General features: G+C 50.3%; 16 protein-coding genes and 1 pseudogene. 2 read left to right on the forward strand and 15 right to left on the reverse strand.

What is annotated here, in order from left to right:
- Nucleotides 1-134 precede the first annotated feature (134 nt).
- From rpsT to J4G02_12900, 14 genes and pseudogenes are all read right to left on the reverse strand, one after another.
- Nucleotides 135-404: a 30S ribosomal protein S20 gene (gene rpsT, locus J4G02_12835; protein MCE2395464.1), complete on the reverse strand. Its 270-nt coding sequence runs from the start codon at nucleotides 402-404 to the stop codon at nucleotides 135-137.
- 224 nt (nucleotides 405-628) lie between these two features.
- Nucleotides 629-1720, reverse strand: coding sequence for a PKD domain-containing protein (locus tag J4G02_12840; GenBank protein ID MCE2395465.1), 1092 nt, complete (start codon nucleotides 1718-1720; stop codon nucleotides 629-631).
- Between the two features lie 202 nt (nucleotides 1721-1922).
- A complete protein-coding gene (locus tag J4G02_12845; protein ID MCE2395466.1) occupies nucleotides 1923-2945 on the reverse strand; it encodes a hypothetical protein in 1023 nt (340 codons plus the stop codon).
- 117 nt (nucleotides 2946-3062) lie between these two features.
- Nucleotides 3063-3443: an HIT family protein gene (locus tag J4G02_12850; GenBank protein MCE2395467.1), complete on the reverse strand. Its 381-nt coding sequence runs from the start codon at nucleotides 3441-3443 to the stop codon at nucleotides 3063-3065.
- 396 nt (nucleotides 3444-3839) lie between these two features.
- A pseudogene (gene ureC / locus J4G02_12855) lies at nucleotides 3840-5533 on the reverse strand (urease subunit alpha).
- A gap of 65 nt (nucleotides 5534-5598) precedes the next feature.
- Nucleotides 5599-5913, reverse strand: coding sequence for an urease subunit beta (gene ureB, locus J4G02_12860; GenBank protein ID MCE2395468.1), 315 nt, complete (start codon nucleotides 5911-5913; stop codon nucleotides 5599-5601).
- Nucleotides 5914-5937: 24 nt separating this feature from the next.
- The gene (ureA, locus tag J4G02_12865) at nucleotides 5938-6240 is read right to left on the reverse strand and encodes an urease subunit gamma (GenBank protein ID MCE2395469.1); all 303 of its coding nucleotides are present in this window, start codon (nucleotides 6238-6240) and stop codon (nucleotides 5938-5940) included.
- 18 nt (nucleotides 6241-6258) lie between these two features.
- A complete protein-coding gene (locus tag J4G02_12870; protein ID MCE2395470.1) occupies nucleotides 6259-7107 on the reverse strand; it encodes an urease accessory protein UreD in 849 nt (282 codons plus the stop codon).
- Between the two features lies 1 nt (nucleotide 7108).
- A complete protein-coding gene (urtE, locus tag J4G02_12875) occupies nucleotides 7109-7804 on the reverse strand; it encodes an urea ABC transporter ATP-binding subunit UrtE (protein ID MCE2395471.1) in 696 nt (231 codons plus the stop codon).
- A gap of 33 nt (nucleotides 7805-7837) precedes the next feature.
- On the reverse strand, nucleotides 7838-8638 hold the full coding sequence (gene urtD / locus J4G02_12880) for an urea ABC transporter ATP-binding protein UrtD (GenBank protein MCE2395472.1): 801 nt from the start codon (nucleotides 8636-8638) through the stop codon (nucleotides 7838-7840).
- A gap of 31 nt (nucleotides 8639-8669) precedes the next feature.
- Nucleotides 8670-9920, reverse strand: coding sequence for an urea ABC transporter permease subunit UrtC (gene urtC / locus J4G02_12885; GenBank protein MCE2395473.1), 1251 nt, complete (start codon nucleotides 9918-9920; stop codon nucleotides 8670-8672).
- Nucleotides 9913-11706, reverse strand: coding sequence for an urea ABC transporter permease subunit UrtB (gene urtB, locus J4G02_12890; GenBank protein MCE2395474.1), 1794 nt, complete (start codon nucleotides 11704-11706; stop codon nucleotides 9913-9915). The genes urtC and urtB overlap by 8 nt, the downstream gene beginning before the upstream one ends.
- A 183-nt stretch (nucleotides 11707-11889) precedes the next feature.
- On the reverse strand, nucleotides 11890-13164 hold the full coding sequence (gene urtA, locus J4G02_12895) for an urea ABC transporter substrate-binding protein (GenBank protein MCE2395475.1): 1275 nt from the start codon (nucleotides 13162-13164) through the stop codon (nucleotides 11890-11892).
- Between the two features lie 41 nt (nucleotides 13165-13205).
- A complete protein-coding gene (locus J4G02_12900; protein MCE2395476.1) occupies nucleotides 13206-14171 on the reverse strand; it encodes an outer membrane beta-barrel protein in 966 nt (321 codons plus the stop codon).
- Between the two features lie 508 nt (nucleotides 14172-14679).
- Here J4G02_12900 and J4G02_12905 point away from each other — a divergent pair.
- Nucleotides 14680-15729 (forward strand): Ldh family oxidoreductase, encoded by a 1050-nt coding sequence (locus tag J4G02_12905; GenBank protein ID MCE2395477.1) that lies wholly within the window; start codon nucleotides 14680-14682, stop codon nucleotides 15727-15729.
- A 314-nt stretch (nucleotides 15730-16043) separates the two neighbouring features.
- Here J4G02_12905 and J4G02_12910 read toward each other — a convergent pair whose 3' ends face one another.
- Nucleotides 16044-16871, reverse strand: a complete 828-nt coding sequence (locus tag J4G02_12910) for a phytanoyl-CoA dioxygenase family protein (protein MCE2395478.1) — start codon at nucleotides 16869-16871, stop codon at nucleotides 16044-16046.
- 239 nt (nucleotides 16872-17110) lie between these two features.
- On the opposite strand from J4G02_12910, the gene J4G02_12915 reads away from it, so the two are divergent.
- Nucleotides 17111-17955, forward strand: an 845-nt coding sequence (locus J4G02_12915) for a D-2-hydroxyacid dehydrogenase (GenBank protein ID MCE2395479.1), incomplete at its 3' end; no start/stop codon positions are given.

Consider the following 17955-nt stretch of genomic DNA (forward strand, 5'->3'; position numbering starts at 1 on the left):
GGTTTTAGGGCTAAAGTGGAGTTAGATAATAGGAGGAGCCGAAAAAAAGTAAAATAAAAAGCGTAAAACGCGAGGGATAGAACCCTGAACTGTTTTGCGCTTTACGCTTCATGTATACTAGTGCACTTTTGATTTTAAGCGACCGCTATTTTGTTGATGTCGTGTGCTAGGCGGGATTTCTTCCGATTTGCCATACCCTTCTTGATAATCCCTTTTCCCGCAGCGCTATCCAGATGGCTCGCCGCCTGACGATACAATTCCGCTGCTTGTTCCACCTCTCCGTCTGCAATCGCAGCCTCGGTTTGCTTCAGTACGGTTCTTAACGCAGACTTGCGCCGCAGGTTCCGATCTCTTTTCTTCTTATCTGCACGGACATGCTTCATACCAGAACTTCTAGTGGGCAATTCAACTCACCTCCATTCTTTATCGAATCCCATCTCGTGGAAAACAATCTGTTATTTACCATTATAATAGCATAATTGGTTCCCATTTGTCCAATCCCTTTTGATTATACGAGACACTGGCATAGGAAAAAACTGAAAATTCTTCATGTGGTACTAGCCTACTCAGTTTCGCTACCCCGCCTCTCGGATATCTACAGAACTTTCGGGCTGCACATAACAGCCTCCTACTGTCTCTCAAATCTACTCGTGGAGTAATACCTCTCCAAGGCAGCTCTATGTTCCAGCACCTGTTCAGGTGGTAGCCCATCATCGAATCCTGCAGGGGCCGCACCAATCGGCACAAAGACAAAAAGGAGCATGACTCTAGCATCAGCATCATAAGTAAATGCAATACCCCGCTTCCAATACCAATGTGTCCCTCGGTCTTTTTCAATCTCCTCAGCACCCCCAAATTCTTCCTCCACACGCTTCTGGGTACTTCCAATACCAACCTCACCTGCCGTTTTGGCTTTATTGGGTCTGCTTAACAATAGAACCTCAACGCGATTGATGCCATCAAGAACACCAGATAACCCGAAGTCTGGGTCCCAATATTCAAACCTTGCATCTTCACGTCTACTCGGTTTGCCGTAAATAGCTTTAACTCTATCAAAATCATCGCCTAACCTGATGCCAGCCGCTTCTTCCCCTGCCACAATCAGCCCATGAATGATGAGAACCGATGCGGATTTGGTAACCGGTTCGTTTATCCTATCAGCCACCGTCAGCCGTATATTCACTATACCCAGTTCAATAGGGGCAGTCCATGTCGGCGTAGAGATCTCCTCTGAATCGAGCAGCCCCTTCGGCACGTCCCAGCTATAAGTCAACGTATCCCCGTCCGCATCCTCAACCACCGCTTGAAGTTCTACACTGCTGACCGCATGAACCCGGTCTGAAACGACAATCTCCTGGATGACAGGCGCACTGTTTTCGAGACGAATCGGAACCCTTTTTATCTCAATAACGGGTTCGTTCACACCGTCATTCACAGAAACGGTAACCGTCGCCGCTTTTAAATCTGAAGGGACCGTCCATTTCACAGTCTGCCCCCTCTCTGAATCCAACTTCCCCTTTTCCACGTCCCAGACATAGGTCAGCACATCGCCATCCCCGTCATGCGCGACCACTTGCAATTCAACGCTGTCGCCCGGGTTAACCTCCTCCGGAACAATTAGATGATCAACAACAGGTGGATTATTGTCACCACCGGGACTTTCATCACCGCAGCCAATAATGGCAAATAAGAGTGCCCACAGTACAACAATCATTCTCATCGCTATTAGCTCCTCTGAAAAAAATTGAATAGGTTACAACGTCAGACCAACCGAAACCAAGATGACGCGGGTTTATCGGAAACTGCCTACCCAACTTGGACCCGCCTTCAAGGACAACGGTTTACTAGATGGTAAGACCACGCAGTTACTATTCTGCTTGAAACGCTTGTGTCCCTGGTACTGCTTTCATTACGTTCCACACCTATTCACGCAGTATAGTTTCATCGAATCCGGCTGGAGCTGCGCCGGTCCGCTTAAAGATAGAGATGCTCTTAACCTTGGCGTCAGCATCGTAACTAAACTCAATCCCCGTTTTCCAATACCAGTGTACTTTTCCGCCCTCTTCAACCCTCTCCGCAACGCCAAATTCTTCCTCCACACGTTTCAACGTGCTTCCAATACCAACCCCACCCGCCGTTCTAGCTTCATTCGGTTTCCGTATAGATAGACCTTCGACAAGACCGATGCCATCAAAAAAACCTGATAACCCAATGTCTGGATCCCAATACGCGAAGAAGTCGCTATTGCGTCTGCTCGGTCTTCCATAGATCGCCTGCACCCTATCAAACCCATCCCCCAACTTAATACCAGCCGCTGCCGCCCCCGGCACAATTAGCGCGTGAACAATTTGAACAACCACCGATTTCGTCACCGGTCCGTTTACCCCATCGCCCACCGTTAGTGCAACGGTTACTACGCCGGTATCAATTGGAGCAGTCCATGTGGGCGTGGAGAGCGTCTCCGAATCAAGTACCCCCTTTTTCACTTCCCAGCTATAAGTCAGCGTATCCCCATCCACATCATAAATCACAGCTTGAAGCTCCACGCTGCTGACCGCATGAACCTGCTCTGAAACAACAAGCTCACGGATGACAGGAGCACTGTTTTGCAGACGAATCGGAACCCTTCTGAATTTCGTAACGGATGCATTCACGCCATCATTTGCAAAAACGGTCACAGTCGCCATTTTCAGATCTGAAGGGACCGTCCATTTCACAGTCTGGCCCGTCCTTGAATCCAGCTTACCCTTGTCCACGCCCCAGACATAGGTCAACGCATCCCCGTCCCTGTCATGCGCAACCACTTGCAATTCGACGACAGCGCCCGGATTAACCTTCTCCGGCACAATTAAACGGTCAATGACAGGTGCACTATTGTGCAGCTCATCATCGCTGCAGCCAACAATAACGAATAATACTGCCCATACGATGACAATCGTTCTCATTGCTATCAGCCCCTCTCAATGAAGAAGTTGAGCTAGCCACTACACGCAACTAAGACGATACAAATCTACCAATAACTGCCCGCCTAACTTGAACCTGTCCTCACGAACAGCAGGTCGTTAGGTACGACGCCGATTAGATTCCTGCTTCAGCCAGTAACGAATCCCCCTGCCTGCATAAGGCTCTGACTCATAACGCGGAATGACATGCAAATGGGCATGGAATACTGTTTGTCCAGCTATCGCGCCGCAATTCCAACCCAAATTGTAGCCCTGCGGATTGTATTCGGCATCAATCAACGCTTTGACTTCAGTAAGGAGTGAGAATGTGGAGGCAAATTCTTCTGCGGTAAGATCAAACGCTGATCGACGATGAGCTCTTGGCACGATGATTCCCGATCCTTGCAGTACCGGGTGTTTTAGATCGATGAAAAGACTCAACTCATTCTCAAGTCGAACACATTCATCGTTGACTCTTGGCGGACAAAATGGACAATTCATTGTAGCGTCCTCCTAATCTGTATTATTCCACAGGTTGTTAGGGCGTGTTGACATTTGAAAATTGAGCCAATATTGATGGACCTCGGACGCATTACCCCAGTGATTTAAGACAAATGGAACGAGGAGCTCCGTTCCCTACGAGATATCCGCGCTTCTATGTACCGGTGGGGACCATCGTAGGGAACAACTCTCGGACTCTCGGAACGGAGGATCGTTGTTCACTACAACCGCTGTAAAATGTCAACAGAACCTATCAACTTGCGTAATTATATTATCACGCGAGGAATTCAGTCAAGCGTATGGTTGGAGATGAGCTGGAGAGCAAACGCCCTAGGAGCTATCTTGATAAGAGTGTAGGGTGTGCACGCGCACGAATGGAGGAAAGTATCGAATATTTCAAAACAGAAAGTAACGCTGTGCCATCGGAAGGACTTCGGCGGGTTCACAGGCGAGGAGTTCACCGTCAGCACGGACTTCGTAGGTTTCGGGGTTTACCTCAATCTTTGGTAGGTAGGTATTGTTTATCATCGACGATTTGTCCACTTCACGGCAGTTCTTCACGGGGACGGTCGGTTTTTGTAAGCCGAGACGATTCCCAATTTCTTTTTCAGCACCCGCCTGAGAGACAAAGGTATACGAGGCAGAGTAGGGAACACGCCCAAACGCGCCGAACATCGGACGCCCCAGAACTGGCTGCGGTGTCGGAATCGAGGCATTTGCATCACCCATCGCCGCCCAGACCAGGAAGCCCCCCTTTACCACCAGTTGTGGCTTGACACCGAAAAATGCCGGATCCCAGATTACCAAATCTGCTAGCTTACCCACCTCAATTGACCCAATATAGTCGCTGATGCCGTGGGTAATTGCCGGATTGATTGCGTACTTGGCAACGTACCGTTTTGCACGAACGTTATCATTGGCACCCGTTTCCTCGGGGAGACGACCGCGTTGCTCCCGCATCTTGTGAGCAGTCTGCCATGTGCGGAGAATGACCTCACCAACACGCCCCATCGCCTGCGAATCCGATGCCATCATGCTAAAGGCACCGAGATCGTGCAGAATATCTTCAGCAGCGATGGTCTCCGGTCGAATCCGCGACTCCGCGAAAGCGAGATCTTCAGGAATAGAGGCATCGAGATGGTGACAAACCATCAGCATGTCGAGGTGCTCGTCGATTGTGTTCACCGTGAACGGTCGTGTCGGATTGGTCGAGGAAGGCAGAACATTGTTGTGACCACAGACTTTGATGATATCCGGCGCATGTCCACCGCCTGCGCCTTCTGTGTGGTACGTGTGAATCGTCCGCCCTTTGAACGCAGCGATCGAATCTTCGACAAAACCTGCCTCATTAAGAGTATCCGTGTGGATGGCGACCTGCACGTCATACTGATCAGCGACAGATAGACAACAATCAATTGCAGCGGGCGTTGTTCCCCAATCCTCATGAAGTTTCAACCCCAGCGCGCCTGCTTCAACCTGTTCATTGAGCGACTCAGGCAGCGATGAGTTTCCCTTACCTAGAAAGCCCAAGTTAATCGGGAAACCCTCAGCGGCTTCCAACATCCGCTCGATATTCCACACACCGGGTGTGCAAGTGGTAGCATTGGTGCCGGTTGCAGGTCCCGTTCCCCCACCAATCATGGTAGTGACCCCTGACGAAAGCGCTTCATCAATCTGCTGTGGACAGATGAAGTGGATGTGGACATCAAGCCCGCCCGGGGTCACAACCATCCCTTCAGCGGCAATATACCCTCACTGACGCCCTCCATGATATTCGGATTCCCGGACTTCCCAATCCCGATGATCTTTCCGCCACGCACCCCAATATCCGCCTTGACGATTCCCCAATAGTCCAGAATCAGGGCATTAGTCAAGACAAGATCGAGGACACCTTCCGCTCCTGTAGCACCGGGCATCTGGCCCATACCATCGCGTAGCGTTTTGCCACCGCCAAACTTCGACTCGTCGCCGTAGACAGTGTGATCTTTCTCAACCTCAATAAATAACTCCGTATCCGCAAGCCGAACCTTATCACCGACGGTCGGCCCGTAGATGTCTGTATATGTCTGTCGTGGAATATTCAGTGCCATTGTTCTTCCCTACATATGATCTTGAGATTCTAATTTGAAACATGTTTCCCTCGAACACAGGTTTCTCAGTCTTTATCGAGCGGTCCATTGGTTCGATTGTTCAATCCGTGCACCAGCCGTTTGCCCTTTAACTCTGTGAGCATCACCGTTTTTTCGTCCCCCGGCTCAAAGCGGACAGCGACACCGGACGGGATATTCAACCGCATACCAAACGCCTTCTCCCGATCAAATTCGAGCGCGGCGTTCACCTCATAAAAATGGAAGTGCGAGCCGACCTGTATCGGTCTGTCGCCCGTGTTCGCGACGGTCAACTCGACAGTCTTACGCCCATTGTTAGCGGTGATACTCTCTTCCGCAAGTATGTATTCTCCGGGAATCATCTCTAATCCTCCACTGGGTCGTTCCTACCGGATCGGATTGTGAACAGTAACAAGCTTCGTGCCATCAGGGAACGTGCCTTCGACCTGCACCTCATGCAGCATTTCTGGAACGCCTTCCATCACATCATCGCGGCTCAACAGTGTTGTGCCGTACTGCATCAATTCCGCAACCGATTTCCCGTCACGGATACCTTCCAAGATTTCGGCGGTGATAATAGCAACCGCTTCAGGATAGTTAAGCGTTAAGCCACGTGCCCGCCTATCCTTGGCAAGCTGTGCAGCGACATAAATCAACAATTTCTCCTGTTCACGTGGTGTCAGGTTCACAGATCATTTCCTCCAAGTCTAATACTTTCGCAAATCAACTGTTTCGAGTCCCAAGTGCTCTGTTTTCAACCAATTCCATACCGTTTGAAAAGCGGATTGAATCGTTTCCGCGTTGTGAGCGAGCATCCGGATACCAACACCACCCCGTTGTAGTTGAGATAATCCGCCAATCGAGTCTGGCGGTTGATTGAGAAACGGCTCGGCAAAGTCACAGAGCGTTTCCCACCAGGGCATCTCAAAATCGCCGACCAGATACCAACTCCCCCAGCACGCATACTCCCCCAACACACCGGGCACACTGAGGTAAAGCAGGCACTTCCGTTGGAGCCGGCAGCTGTCGTACAGCAACAAACCCTGTGAATCCGACACCTCAATGCGACTCTGGTATCGCGTAAATGCTAATTTTTCGCCCCGTGCCAATCGCCCCGGCATGACAATCTCCTGCAAGGCGACCTTTGCTCCGCGCTCCAAAAAGAGGGAGAGACTTTGACTAAAATTCGCATCACGGAACAGGATCGTGGAATCGGGCAGGTATTCAAAAATTGCATCTTGGCCGACCCGACCCCACATTGATTGCGTCGCACCCTGACCGGGCATAGCGTAAACTTTTGTCGATGCTTGTGTCGTCAGCGTGGCGTGAGTATTAGCCGCAAGTTTTACCTGAATCTGGTAATCATCTCCCTGAACTATGCCCCCCGTCGGACTCAAAAGGTACACACAAGCACAACCCGACGCATCATAACGCGGTTTCATGACCTGCAGCGGGACCCGAAAGAAACTCTCTGCCATCACGGTTCGATCATTCTGCTGTGCAAAAGCAAGTCTGAGTTCGCCGTGACGCCCGGCGCTAGAGTCAATACGTGACATGCTAAACGCTAAGGTACTCCCGGATCATGTTCTCGTTGAGCGCGCTGGTCTCGCCATCTGCGACAATTTCACCACGGTTCATAATGTAAAACTGCTGGCAGAACTCCCGAACAAAATCGAGATACTGCTCAACGATGAGGATTGTCATCCGCTTGTTCTCAACTAATTGGCGCAGCACCGTCCCGATCTGTTGTATGATATTCGGTTGAATCCCTTCGGTCGGTTCGTCGAGAATCAGAACCTTCGGATCCGTGACAAGAGCGCGTCCGATAGCGAGCTGCTGTTGTTGTCCACCGGAGAGATCGCCACCCATACGACTCCCCATCTCTTTGAGAATCGGGAAGAGTTCGTATATCTCATTCGGGATTTGCGTCTGTTTATCTGCCCGTGCCGAGAGTCCAACCCTTAAATTCTCCTCAACGGTCAACTTCGGAAAGATCATCCGTCCCTGCGGCACGTAAGCTAACCCCGCACGAATCCGACGATGTGCTGCAACCCCTACAAGCTCCTGTCCCTCGATCTGAATCGAACCGGACGACGGTTTGAGCAATCCGACGATATTGTTCATTAGCGTCGTTTTGCCCACTCCATTGCGACCCATCATAGAGACTATAGTCTCAGCAGGCACATGAACGTCAACCCCACGCAGTACTTGGACTTCCCCGTATGAAAATGAAAGATTTGAAACTGTCAGCATAATATTATTAAAGAGAAAACGGTCTTCCGGTCCCTATCGACCTAGATACGCTTCGATAACCTCCTCGTTCTGTTGAACTTCGCGCATCATTCCCTCTGCCATGATAACCCCTTCATTCAGCACGGTCACGAACGAATCGAGTTGACGCACAAAATCCATATCGTGTTCGATAACGATAAGCGTGTGATCCTCCTTCAATTCCAAGAGAAGTTCAGCGGTCAACGCCGTCTCCGCATCTGTCAAACCCGCGGCAGGTTCATCAACAAGGAGTAGCTTGGGATCCAAGAGGATAAGCGTACTAATCGCTAGCCACTGGCGTTGACCGTGGCTCAGGTACTTGGCTTCGCGGTGTAGTTCATCGGCAAGCCCAACCCGCTCCAGAATCTCCATAATCCGCTCACGCTGGGCTTTCGTCGTGGAACCAAACAGGTTCGACCACAGGCGGAAGTGGCCGGGCAGTGCAAGTTCCATATTCTCATAGGTTGTGAGGCTATCAAAAACGGTGGGCGTCTGAAATTTCCTGCCAATTCCCCGAAGCGCAATTTCCGCTTCTGTCTGTTGAGTAATATCGGCACCATCATAAAAGACAGATCCGGTCGTCGGTCGAGTTTTGCCGCTCACAACATCGCAGAGCGTCGTTTTGCCCGCGCCATTAGGACCAATAATTACACGGAGTTCGTTATATTCAATTCCCAACGCCTCAATGTCCAACGCCTTGAAACCATCAAAAACAGCGGTAATATCCTCCAAAAAGAGCAGATACCGCTCCTCGGTAAATCGACTGTCGCGTGGGCTATATTCTTTGTATTCAGCAATCCGTTGGGCTTGGTTCATACTAACAGAGTTCCTTCCTCAATGATTAACCTCATTTCGTCTTACCCACCAAGCGATGCCATAAATCAATTAATCCGCCGGGGAACAGCAGTACCACTCCAACGAACAGCCCCCCCAAAATAAACTGCCAATACTCTGCCCGCCAAGTGAACAGCAGTAGGTTCTTTTCAGACGTAAAGAAGTTATAGAGTAGATTCACCGCCAATGTACCCAGAATCGCCCCGGACAGCGCACCCCGTCCGCCAACCGCGACCCAGATGACCACCAAGATAGAGGCACCTGCTTCCATGTTCGTCGGTGTAAAAATACCCATCTGCGGCGCGTAGAGTATACCGCCAAGCCCCGCGATCATCCCAGCAAGGCTAAAAGCGAAGAGTTTATAGATGTACGGCTTATAGCCTGAAAATCGCAAGGTGGTTTCGTCATCTCGGATGGCGATGAGGACACGCCCCAGACGAGATTTGACCACCTGTTTGCACAATGCGTAAACACCAATAAGTGCCAGAAGCGTGACGATATACAGGCTCACCTTGACATGAGGATTTGTCAGCTTAAACCCCGCAATTCGGTCAAAGCGTGTCAAGCCATTTGTACCACACAGCTTCATGTTATTCATGCAGAACACCAGCCACCCGGCAACTGTAATCGCCTGCGTTAGGATGGCAAAGTAGACGCCACGAACTCGACTCTTAAAGCCGAAATAGCCAATCGCCAAAGCGACTATACCCGGAATCAGTAATCCCAAAATCACTGTAACCGGCAGTGTATAGAACGGCTTCCAGAACCACGGAACGAGAGCATCTCCCGGTGCTTCACCGACCTTGTACGGGTAAACCACATACAGGCAGGCAGGGATCTTCCAGTTATTGGCATCTATAATCCCCTCCGGCCCGCCATGGTGCGCCAAGTATATCCCCATCGCGTACCCACCTAGCGCGAAAAAGAACGCTTGGCACAGGCTCAAGATACCGGTATAGCCCCAGATAAGATCAAGCCCCACCGCGACAATCGCAAACGCCATGTACCGACCGAGCATATTTACCGTTCCGAGGGTAATCAGCCCCATGTAGTACAAGGCAGGGATGACGACCAATCCAATGAAAAACAGCCCCCACGGTACATAGCGACGGAGAAAAATTGATAATTGACCGTTGACCAGACCTCTCTCCGCTTCAACCTTTCCATCCTGCGACAACTTCTGTTCATCGGTCTCAACAGCTTCGAGACTTGCTTCGCTAGGAGCCTGATCGCCCGTCTCCGTAACCGCAGCTTTTCTAAACATCACTGAGTCTGCCTTTCGGTGCGAACAAGCCCGCAGGCTTAAACTGGATGAACCCGACAATAATGATCAGGAGTAAGATTTTTGCCCATATTGCCCCCACCACCATGGGACCAATCCCCAACGGCTCAATCACCTTCATCAGCACACCAATCCCTAATCCCGCACAGATAACGCCAATCAGCTCTCCCACGCCACCTGTGACAACAACCAAGAATGAATCAATAATAAAGTTGTTCTGTCCCATATCAGGCGTAACTCCGCCGATGAGGGTCCACGCATATCCCGCCACGCCAGCAATGCCGGAGCCAAAAGCGAAGGTATACCGGTCAACGCGCTGTGTGTTCACCCCCATGCTATTCGCCATATTCCGATTCTGCATGGTTGCGCGCATCCGCAAGCCCAATTTGGTGTAGTTCATCAAGTAATAGATCAGCAGCACACACAACCCACACAGGAGGATAATGAAGCAGCGACTGTAGGGCACGATGAGATCCTGTACAACTTCAAGCCCACCACGGGCCCAGGTCGGTGCGTTCACACCGATGTTATCGCCGTAGCGAATGCGTACCAGTTGAATCAGGATAAGCCCGATTCCCCACGTCGCCAACAGTGACTCTAAAGGACGTCGATACAGGTGGCGGACAACTGAAACCTCAATGAGGTAACCAACAAAAGCCGCCGCCAGAAACGACACGGGCAGCGCCACGACATAATACCAGTCAGATGGATTGTCGGGCGTATGACCGAACAACCTTTGCATCTCAAAGGTGGCATAAGCGCCGACCATCATCAGTTCACCGTGAGCCATATTGATGACGCCCATCAGACCGAAAGTAATCGCAAGACCCAACGCCATCAAGATGAGCACGGATCCGAGCGAAAGCCCGCGGAATATATTGCCGACACCTCCGACAAAACCTTGATAATTGTCAATCTGGTTAATGGCGTATTTATACGCAATTGCATATTTATAAATGCCCAGCGCTTCTTCATCAGCTGGTTCAAGGTCTTCAATATCTTTTCCTTCCTCAAAGTCCGGCAAGGCTTCGACCTTTACCATCAGTTCATCAAACATTTCCTGCAACCGGGGAAGTCCTCGCAGGCTTTTCATGCTCCCCAACTCGCGAACAATTTCAAGATGGGCGTCCGGATCCGGCTCCAGAGAGGTCCGACTCAGGCGAATAAGCAGTAGACTTTCCCTAGCGATATACCGAATTTTCTTAACCGGGTCGTTTTGTGCCATCCCCTCAAGTTGAGGAACAGCCTCAATAAGCCCCGGTGGGTCACCACACTTTTTAACGCCTGACAGCCGAGTCTCAGGATCCGGTGATGAAAGCCTAACAAGAAACTTCGCGCTGTTTGCGAGCTTGCGTTCAGCCCTCGATGGCGCGATATCTTCTAACTCCTCCAACGCGATTTGAGCCTGTTTCCCGTCCACGTCCAGAACTGGCTCGCTAGTCAGTACGTCTGAAAGGAGGCAAAATTCATTGAAATCCTCATCCTCAACGGTTTCTTTGCAGAGCACCACTTCTCCATTCCAGATGTAGAGTTCACTTAATTTATACGACTCAAGGATCGCTTCCACGCGCAGGTCCCCGGACTGTGCCAACGCCATGATAGCAGCTTTGCGTGCCGCAGCATCTTCACCGGCAAGTTTGTGGACTTCAGATCGGATAAATGCGTCGTCTACTTCGGCGCGGCAGGTATATAAAATACCAATTATTTGCAAAATAATGAGAGAAATGATTACGTAGATTCTCGGCATGGGACTATAGGGAGGGTTCATTAGTTCATTGTGTGAAACGTGAAGTGTGAAACGGAAAAATGCAGCGAGTGAGAAAACGAGAGAAAGTATATGCGAGTGTGTGAGGGGGCGTGGAAGCGTGTGTTTTTTTCGTCCTCTTGTTCACCCGCTCCCCCGCCCCCACGTTTACTCGTTTTCCCGTTTTCTCGTTTTCCCCGCTGTCAACTACATCCCAACTTTCTCCTTTGGACCGCCGGTCGGTGCAGGATAGTTGCCCTCCGGGTGGAGATAGCTGCTGTAGGAGTCAGGCGAAACCAGGCCGTCCGACTTATAGATAATCTTGAACTGGCCATTCTTCTTAATTTCGCCAATGTAAACCGGCTTCAGCGTATGCTGGTTGTTTGCATGCATCATCTTTTTGCCGCCGGGCGCATCAAACTCCAATCCGTAGACCGTTTCCCGCACCTTATCGACATCGAAGGAGCCTGCTTTCTCAACGGCTGCCTTCCAAACATAAACGCCAAAATATGCGGCTTCAATCGGATCGTCCGTAACACGCTTTGAACCACCGGGCAAACCTTTTCGTTCACAAAACGCCTTGAAATTCTTCACGAACATTTTGTTCTCTGATGTATTGATACTCTGGAAATAATTCCAAGCGGCGAGGTGACCAACGAGCGGCGGCACGTCCATCGCACGTAACTCATCTTCCGCAACAGAGAACGCCATAATCGGGCAGTCATCGGAGGTCAAGCCCTGATTAGCAAACTCTTTGTAGAAAGGCACATTGCTGTCGCCATTAATCGTGGACAACACACAAGCGTCGCCACCGGCGGCGAACTTCTTAATTTTTCCAACGATGGTCTGATAATCCTGATGGTGGAACGGCGTATACTCTTCGACGATATTCCCGTCCGGCACACCCTTCGTCTTCAGATAAGCCTTCAACACCTTGTTGGCTGTGCGCGGGAAAACATAGTCTGTCCCCAACAGATAGAACTTCTTGGCACCGATCTCGTCCATCATATACTCGGCAGCAGGGATCAGCTGCTGGTTCGGGGTCGCGGCGGTGTAGAAAACGTTGAGCGACTGCTCTTCACCTTCGTACTGCACCGGATAGAAAAGCAGAGAGTTATGTTCTTCAAAAACAGGGAGAACAGACTTTCGACTTACAGAAGTCCAACACCCGAAGACCACAGCAACCTCTTCCTTAACGATCAAATCTTTCGCTTTTTCAGCGAAAAGATCCCAGTCACTGGCGGGGTCAACGATAACAGGCTTAATCTGCTTCCCCATTACCCCACCGGCGGCATTAATCTCTTCGACCGCCATCAGCACAACATCCTTCAGCGAGGTCTCAGAGATCGCCATCGTTCCACTCAATGAATGTAGCACACCAATTTTCACTTCATGATGCCCAGCGTCTACCTCTTCAACGCCAAGCATTCCGACAGCTAAAATCAACAAACCTATCGCAAAAATACTGTACAATCGAAACATTTGATAATCTCCTTAAAAATTTATGGTTATCGGATCTTAAATTAATATGTAAAAAGTGATTCAAAAGCAATAATTGTCTCTTCAGCGTCAAGCCGCTGTTTGAATTCAGCGAGAAGTAACCAGTTATCCGTAGCACTATAAGAGGGACTAAACGTGAACTCCGTGGAGGTGCCTCCATAATCCGTGTCGATACCACTGAAACGGAGCGTTATACCAACCGGCGCGGAAATTATATCCGCCAGTGAAACATTTGCCATGCCCAAAAAGTGCATACCACTATTACCGTCAGCACCCCAGTTCCCCAGCAAATCAATCTCTCCAGCGAGCGTCAACGGTCCCTGTGCGAATGACAGCCACGCATTGAGTTCAGTCTGTGTATAGTCGTCCATCGCATCTAACGCATAACCAACCTTTGCAGTAATCTGTTCAATTGGGGTCAATGCAAGTTGGGCTTCGATGCCAGGAGTGCCCGCGTCCGTCTCGTTGGCATCCCAAACGCTCGACACAAACGCGACGTAAAGGCCTGCCTCTTTCATCGGTTTAACATTAACTGCGACACCGTTCTGATACCCAGGATAGGGAATACCTTCTGAAAAGGAGTATTGATAGAGACCTGTCGGCTCTGCCGCTTCAAATCCTAAGGAACTGAGGAAACGCCCCGCAGTAATACTCACACCGGGTAGCATATCTTTTGGAGCCGTGTACGTTACAAAACCCTGCTCCAGTTTGATGCCTTGATTCGGATCAGTGCTATCAATATCAACCTGCCCAGTGACTGAACCGTAGTTCAGGTGAAAGTCCATCTCGAACTGATCGAAAGACAGGCTTGTTTCAGTCTCATCACCCATAGTCGTTACGGTCGACATATCAAGAAAGCCCGATATCGCCAGGTTATCGTTCAGTTTAATCTCCGCAGAAGCAGAACCGAGCGCGAAAGTCAGCGCCAACATAGTAAAAAAACAGAAAGACAACTGGATACCTCTGACCTTTAACTTTGCTAAAATCATCAACTACCCTCCATTTTTGGAATGATGTTGAAAGCGTCGCTATGGATTTCGTCCACACTTGCTTTCAAACGGTCTATTGCCGAATCAGACGCCCTACTCTTGAAATGAGGGCCTTCATCAACGACCTGAATAGGATACGATGATAAGCATGGGCAAAAAATATGCCAAAGATTGAGAAGGGGTATTTTTTACTTTGAAAAATCTGTGCGCCGTGGGGAGAAACAGTAGGTGGGCTTGATCTTCGAGATGATTATTTCTGTGGGCTTATCGCCGGGAGGTTGACACGGTTTTCACTAAACTGCTGAAAATTTAAGCAGCGCATTGCCTAAATTTTAAGTAGGCACCACCCTCGGAGGTCGAGATTCATATTACGTATCACGTTTCACGCATCACCTCCAATTTCAACTTGACAAAGTACCCCGATTCTGCTAGATTAAAGCTCTAATGCCAGTCGATCGGGCAGGAGTATTAAACATACATTCTATTCAGACCGAATCAGGAGAATATAATGCCGACCATTTCAGCCGACCAATTACGAGAAATCGCTTCCCAACTCCTTCAGGGTGCCGGCGCCAGCGCAGAGGAAGCGTTAATCATCTCGCGGCATTCCATGGGTGCCAATCTAGCGGGTCACGATTCACACGGGATTATTGCCATCCCCGGTTACATCGATAGGATAAAACGGGGTCACATTGTACCGGGTGCCCCCTTCGAGATCGTCCAAGAAACCAGCGTCACCACAGTCATCAACGGCAACTGGGGATTCGGATACGTGGTCTCCGAGCGAGCAATGCAAATCACCATCGACAAGGCAAAACAGCACGGCGTCGCAGCCACCACGGTCTACCAACAGAGCCACGTCGGACGGGTAGCCGACTACCCCATCATGGCGGCGCAAGCGGATCTCATCGGTATGATGACCGCCGACTCCGGGCGTACCAGCAAATCAGTCGCACCATTCGGCGGCAGAGAAGCACGTCTCGGCACAAATCCCATCTGTATCGCGATGCCCAGCGATCTGGAGGGCCCCCTGTTCATAGATATGGCTACCAGTGCTGTTGCGGGAGGCAAAATAAGTGTGGCGCGTGCACGTGGAACTGAAATTCCAGAAGGTTGGATTCTTGATAAAGATGGGAATCAGACGACAGACCCTGAAGACTTGGGGCGTGGCGGCGTTCAACTCCCACTAGGCGGACCAGAGGGACACAAGGGATACGGACTCTCGGTGATGGTCGAAATCTTTTCAGGTATCCTCACCGGTCTCGGTTTCGGGCATGATCCGGCGGGCAAGCATAACGACGGTTGTTTCATGGCAGCATTCAATGTAGACGCTTTCCGCCCCCTCGCTGAATTCAAGAATGAGGTCGCAGAGTTCGCCGCCTATCTGAAAAGTTGTCCCCCAGCGACCGGCTTTACAGAAGTCTTCTATCCCGGCGAATTAGAACATCTGCGGACTCAGCAGAAGTTACAGGAGGGCATTTTCATCGAAGATGCTACGTGGAATACCCTCAAGTCTTTGGCGGAGGAGTACGGCATCGCAGCGTCACTCGGCTTCTAACATCGAACGCTAACCTAATCTCCTAAGTAGTGCGTAGGTCGAGATTCACATCTCGACAACCAAACGTCGATTTTGGAAAATCGACCTACTGCACTCCATTATCACCGTAGGTTGGGTTGAACGGACACCGTGAAACCCAACACCCATAACTCCAACGATTTAGTACGGCAAGGTGTATTCGTAGGGAACGCAGATGCCAATTCTGTTTTTTCTTACGCATTACGTTTTACGCCTCACGGTTTTTATCCTGTAAATCCTTCAACCCTGGGTATCTTGATTCAGACAGGTATCCACCAATTCAATGAACCAATGAACTACTCGGCCTTAACCGCAGCGCGATCCGCAGCAATCCATTCCTCCCACCGATCCTCATCCGGAGCCAGAAATCCCGAATTGCAGCGCGGCTGCAACTGAGTATCAACCCCCAAAAGTCGCATCAGTCGGTGGTCGTCACGCTCACGTGCCTCCTCAAGGAGGCGTTGCGTCAACGGACCGCTATGGTTATCGGTATGCTTGAGCCACGTCGAGTTATAATAGATACTGAAAAAGTAGCGTAAACCATCGGCAGTGCTCGGCGTTCCCGAATGAATGAGATGGTTGTGTGTCACAACGACATCACCAGCTTTCATATAGAGCAAAGTCTCGTCCGGATGCGGCTTATTCCGATCTTCGGTTTCTATCGTAATCGGCTGCCGATGCGATCCGACAATCACCCGCAACGGACCGTATTCATCCGTTAAATCCTGCAAATAACTAATCGCATTCGCGGCGAGCGGACGCTCGTAAATATCCTTTTGCGGCAGCTTTGCCCACCGATCTCGGTGCCAACCGGACGCCCGCGCCTCAGCCTGATCCTTGGGGACACTCGGAAACGCAGCAAGGGTGAGGTTATCGAGTTGCACAAACGGTCCCATCACCAACTCCAAAAAATCGAGTATCGTCGGATGCTTCACCGCGGGCCACATCAATTTTGGTGCATATTCGAGCATATTGCCGAACCAAGTCTGCCCGTCATAATCCTCCATCAACTCCCGATGCCTCTCACGCCAACGCTGCATCTGCGCCTCGCTGAACAAACCCTCAAAAACGGTGAAACCATTTGCCTTGTATTCTTCCAAACGCTGATTCAAATCTTTGGTCATCTTTATCTCCTCTTCACTGCAACAGGAACTCACTTTGGAAAAAATAGGTTTCAGATTAGCGATAGATATGGTATACTGCCTGCGACTATAAATTGAATTTTGTGGCGGATTAACCTCCCGACAAATCGGGCGATTCAAATCGCAATTTTATACGATGTTAAGTATACCATGTTACGATTCTCAGAAACCACGCTTTTGAAAGAAATTTGTTCACATATACGAAGGAGAATAGACTGTAGATGAAGATTTTGGTCGGACCCAACCACATGAAACTCGAAGACGGGATCCCCGAATTCGAGAAAACATATCCTGACATAGAATTTATCCACTGTGCCACGCCAGAAGATGCACCAAGGCTTATCGCGGATGTCGATGTCTACATCGGGTGGCTCAACCGCGACCTCTTTTTAGCTGCCAAAAACATCAAATGGATTCAGTCCCCCAGCTCCGGGGTAGACTATTTTGTCTCGATCCCCGAACTAGTGGAGAGCGATGTCCTACTCACCAGCGCTAGCGGCACCCACGCTGCTTGCGTCGCAGAAAGCGCGATCGCCATGATTCTTGCCTTAACCCGCGGGATCAAAGATTCCATCTTGGCACAGCAACAAAAGGAGTGGGCAATAGGTAAAATTCGCCCCAAGATGCTAGAGTTGACCAACAGCACGATGGGGATCATCGGATTTGGAAACATCGGACGCGAGATCGCCAAACGGGGAAGTGCGTTCGATATGCGAATCAGCGCCGTAGACCTCTATCCGGGCGACAAGCCGGACTACGTCAGTGCCGTGTGGGGGTTTGATCGAATCGACGACCTGTTGCGCGAATCCGACTACCTACTAATCGCCGTTCCCCGCACACCGGAGACGCACGGCATGATCGGCGCAGAACAGATAGCACTGATGAAACCCACGGCGATGATAGTGCCTATGTCACGGGGCGGCATCGTTGACGAAGCAGCGATGGCAACAGCGTTGCGTGAGGGACGGCTAGCCGCAGCAGCAATGGATGTCTTTGCAACTGAACCGCTGCCCGAAGACAGTGAACTGTGGGAAATGGAAAATGTATTAATCGCGCCGCACGTTTC

The sequence above is a fragment of the Candidatus Poribacteria bacterium genome (genome assembly GCA_021295755.1).
In the GTDB taxonomy this organism is placed as follows: Bacteria; Poribacteria; WGA-4E; order WGA-4E; family PCPOR2b; genus PCPOR2b.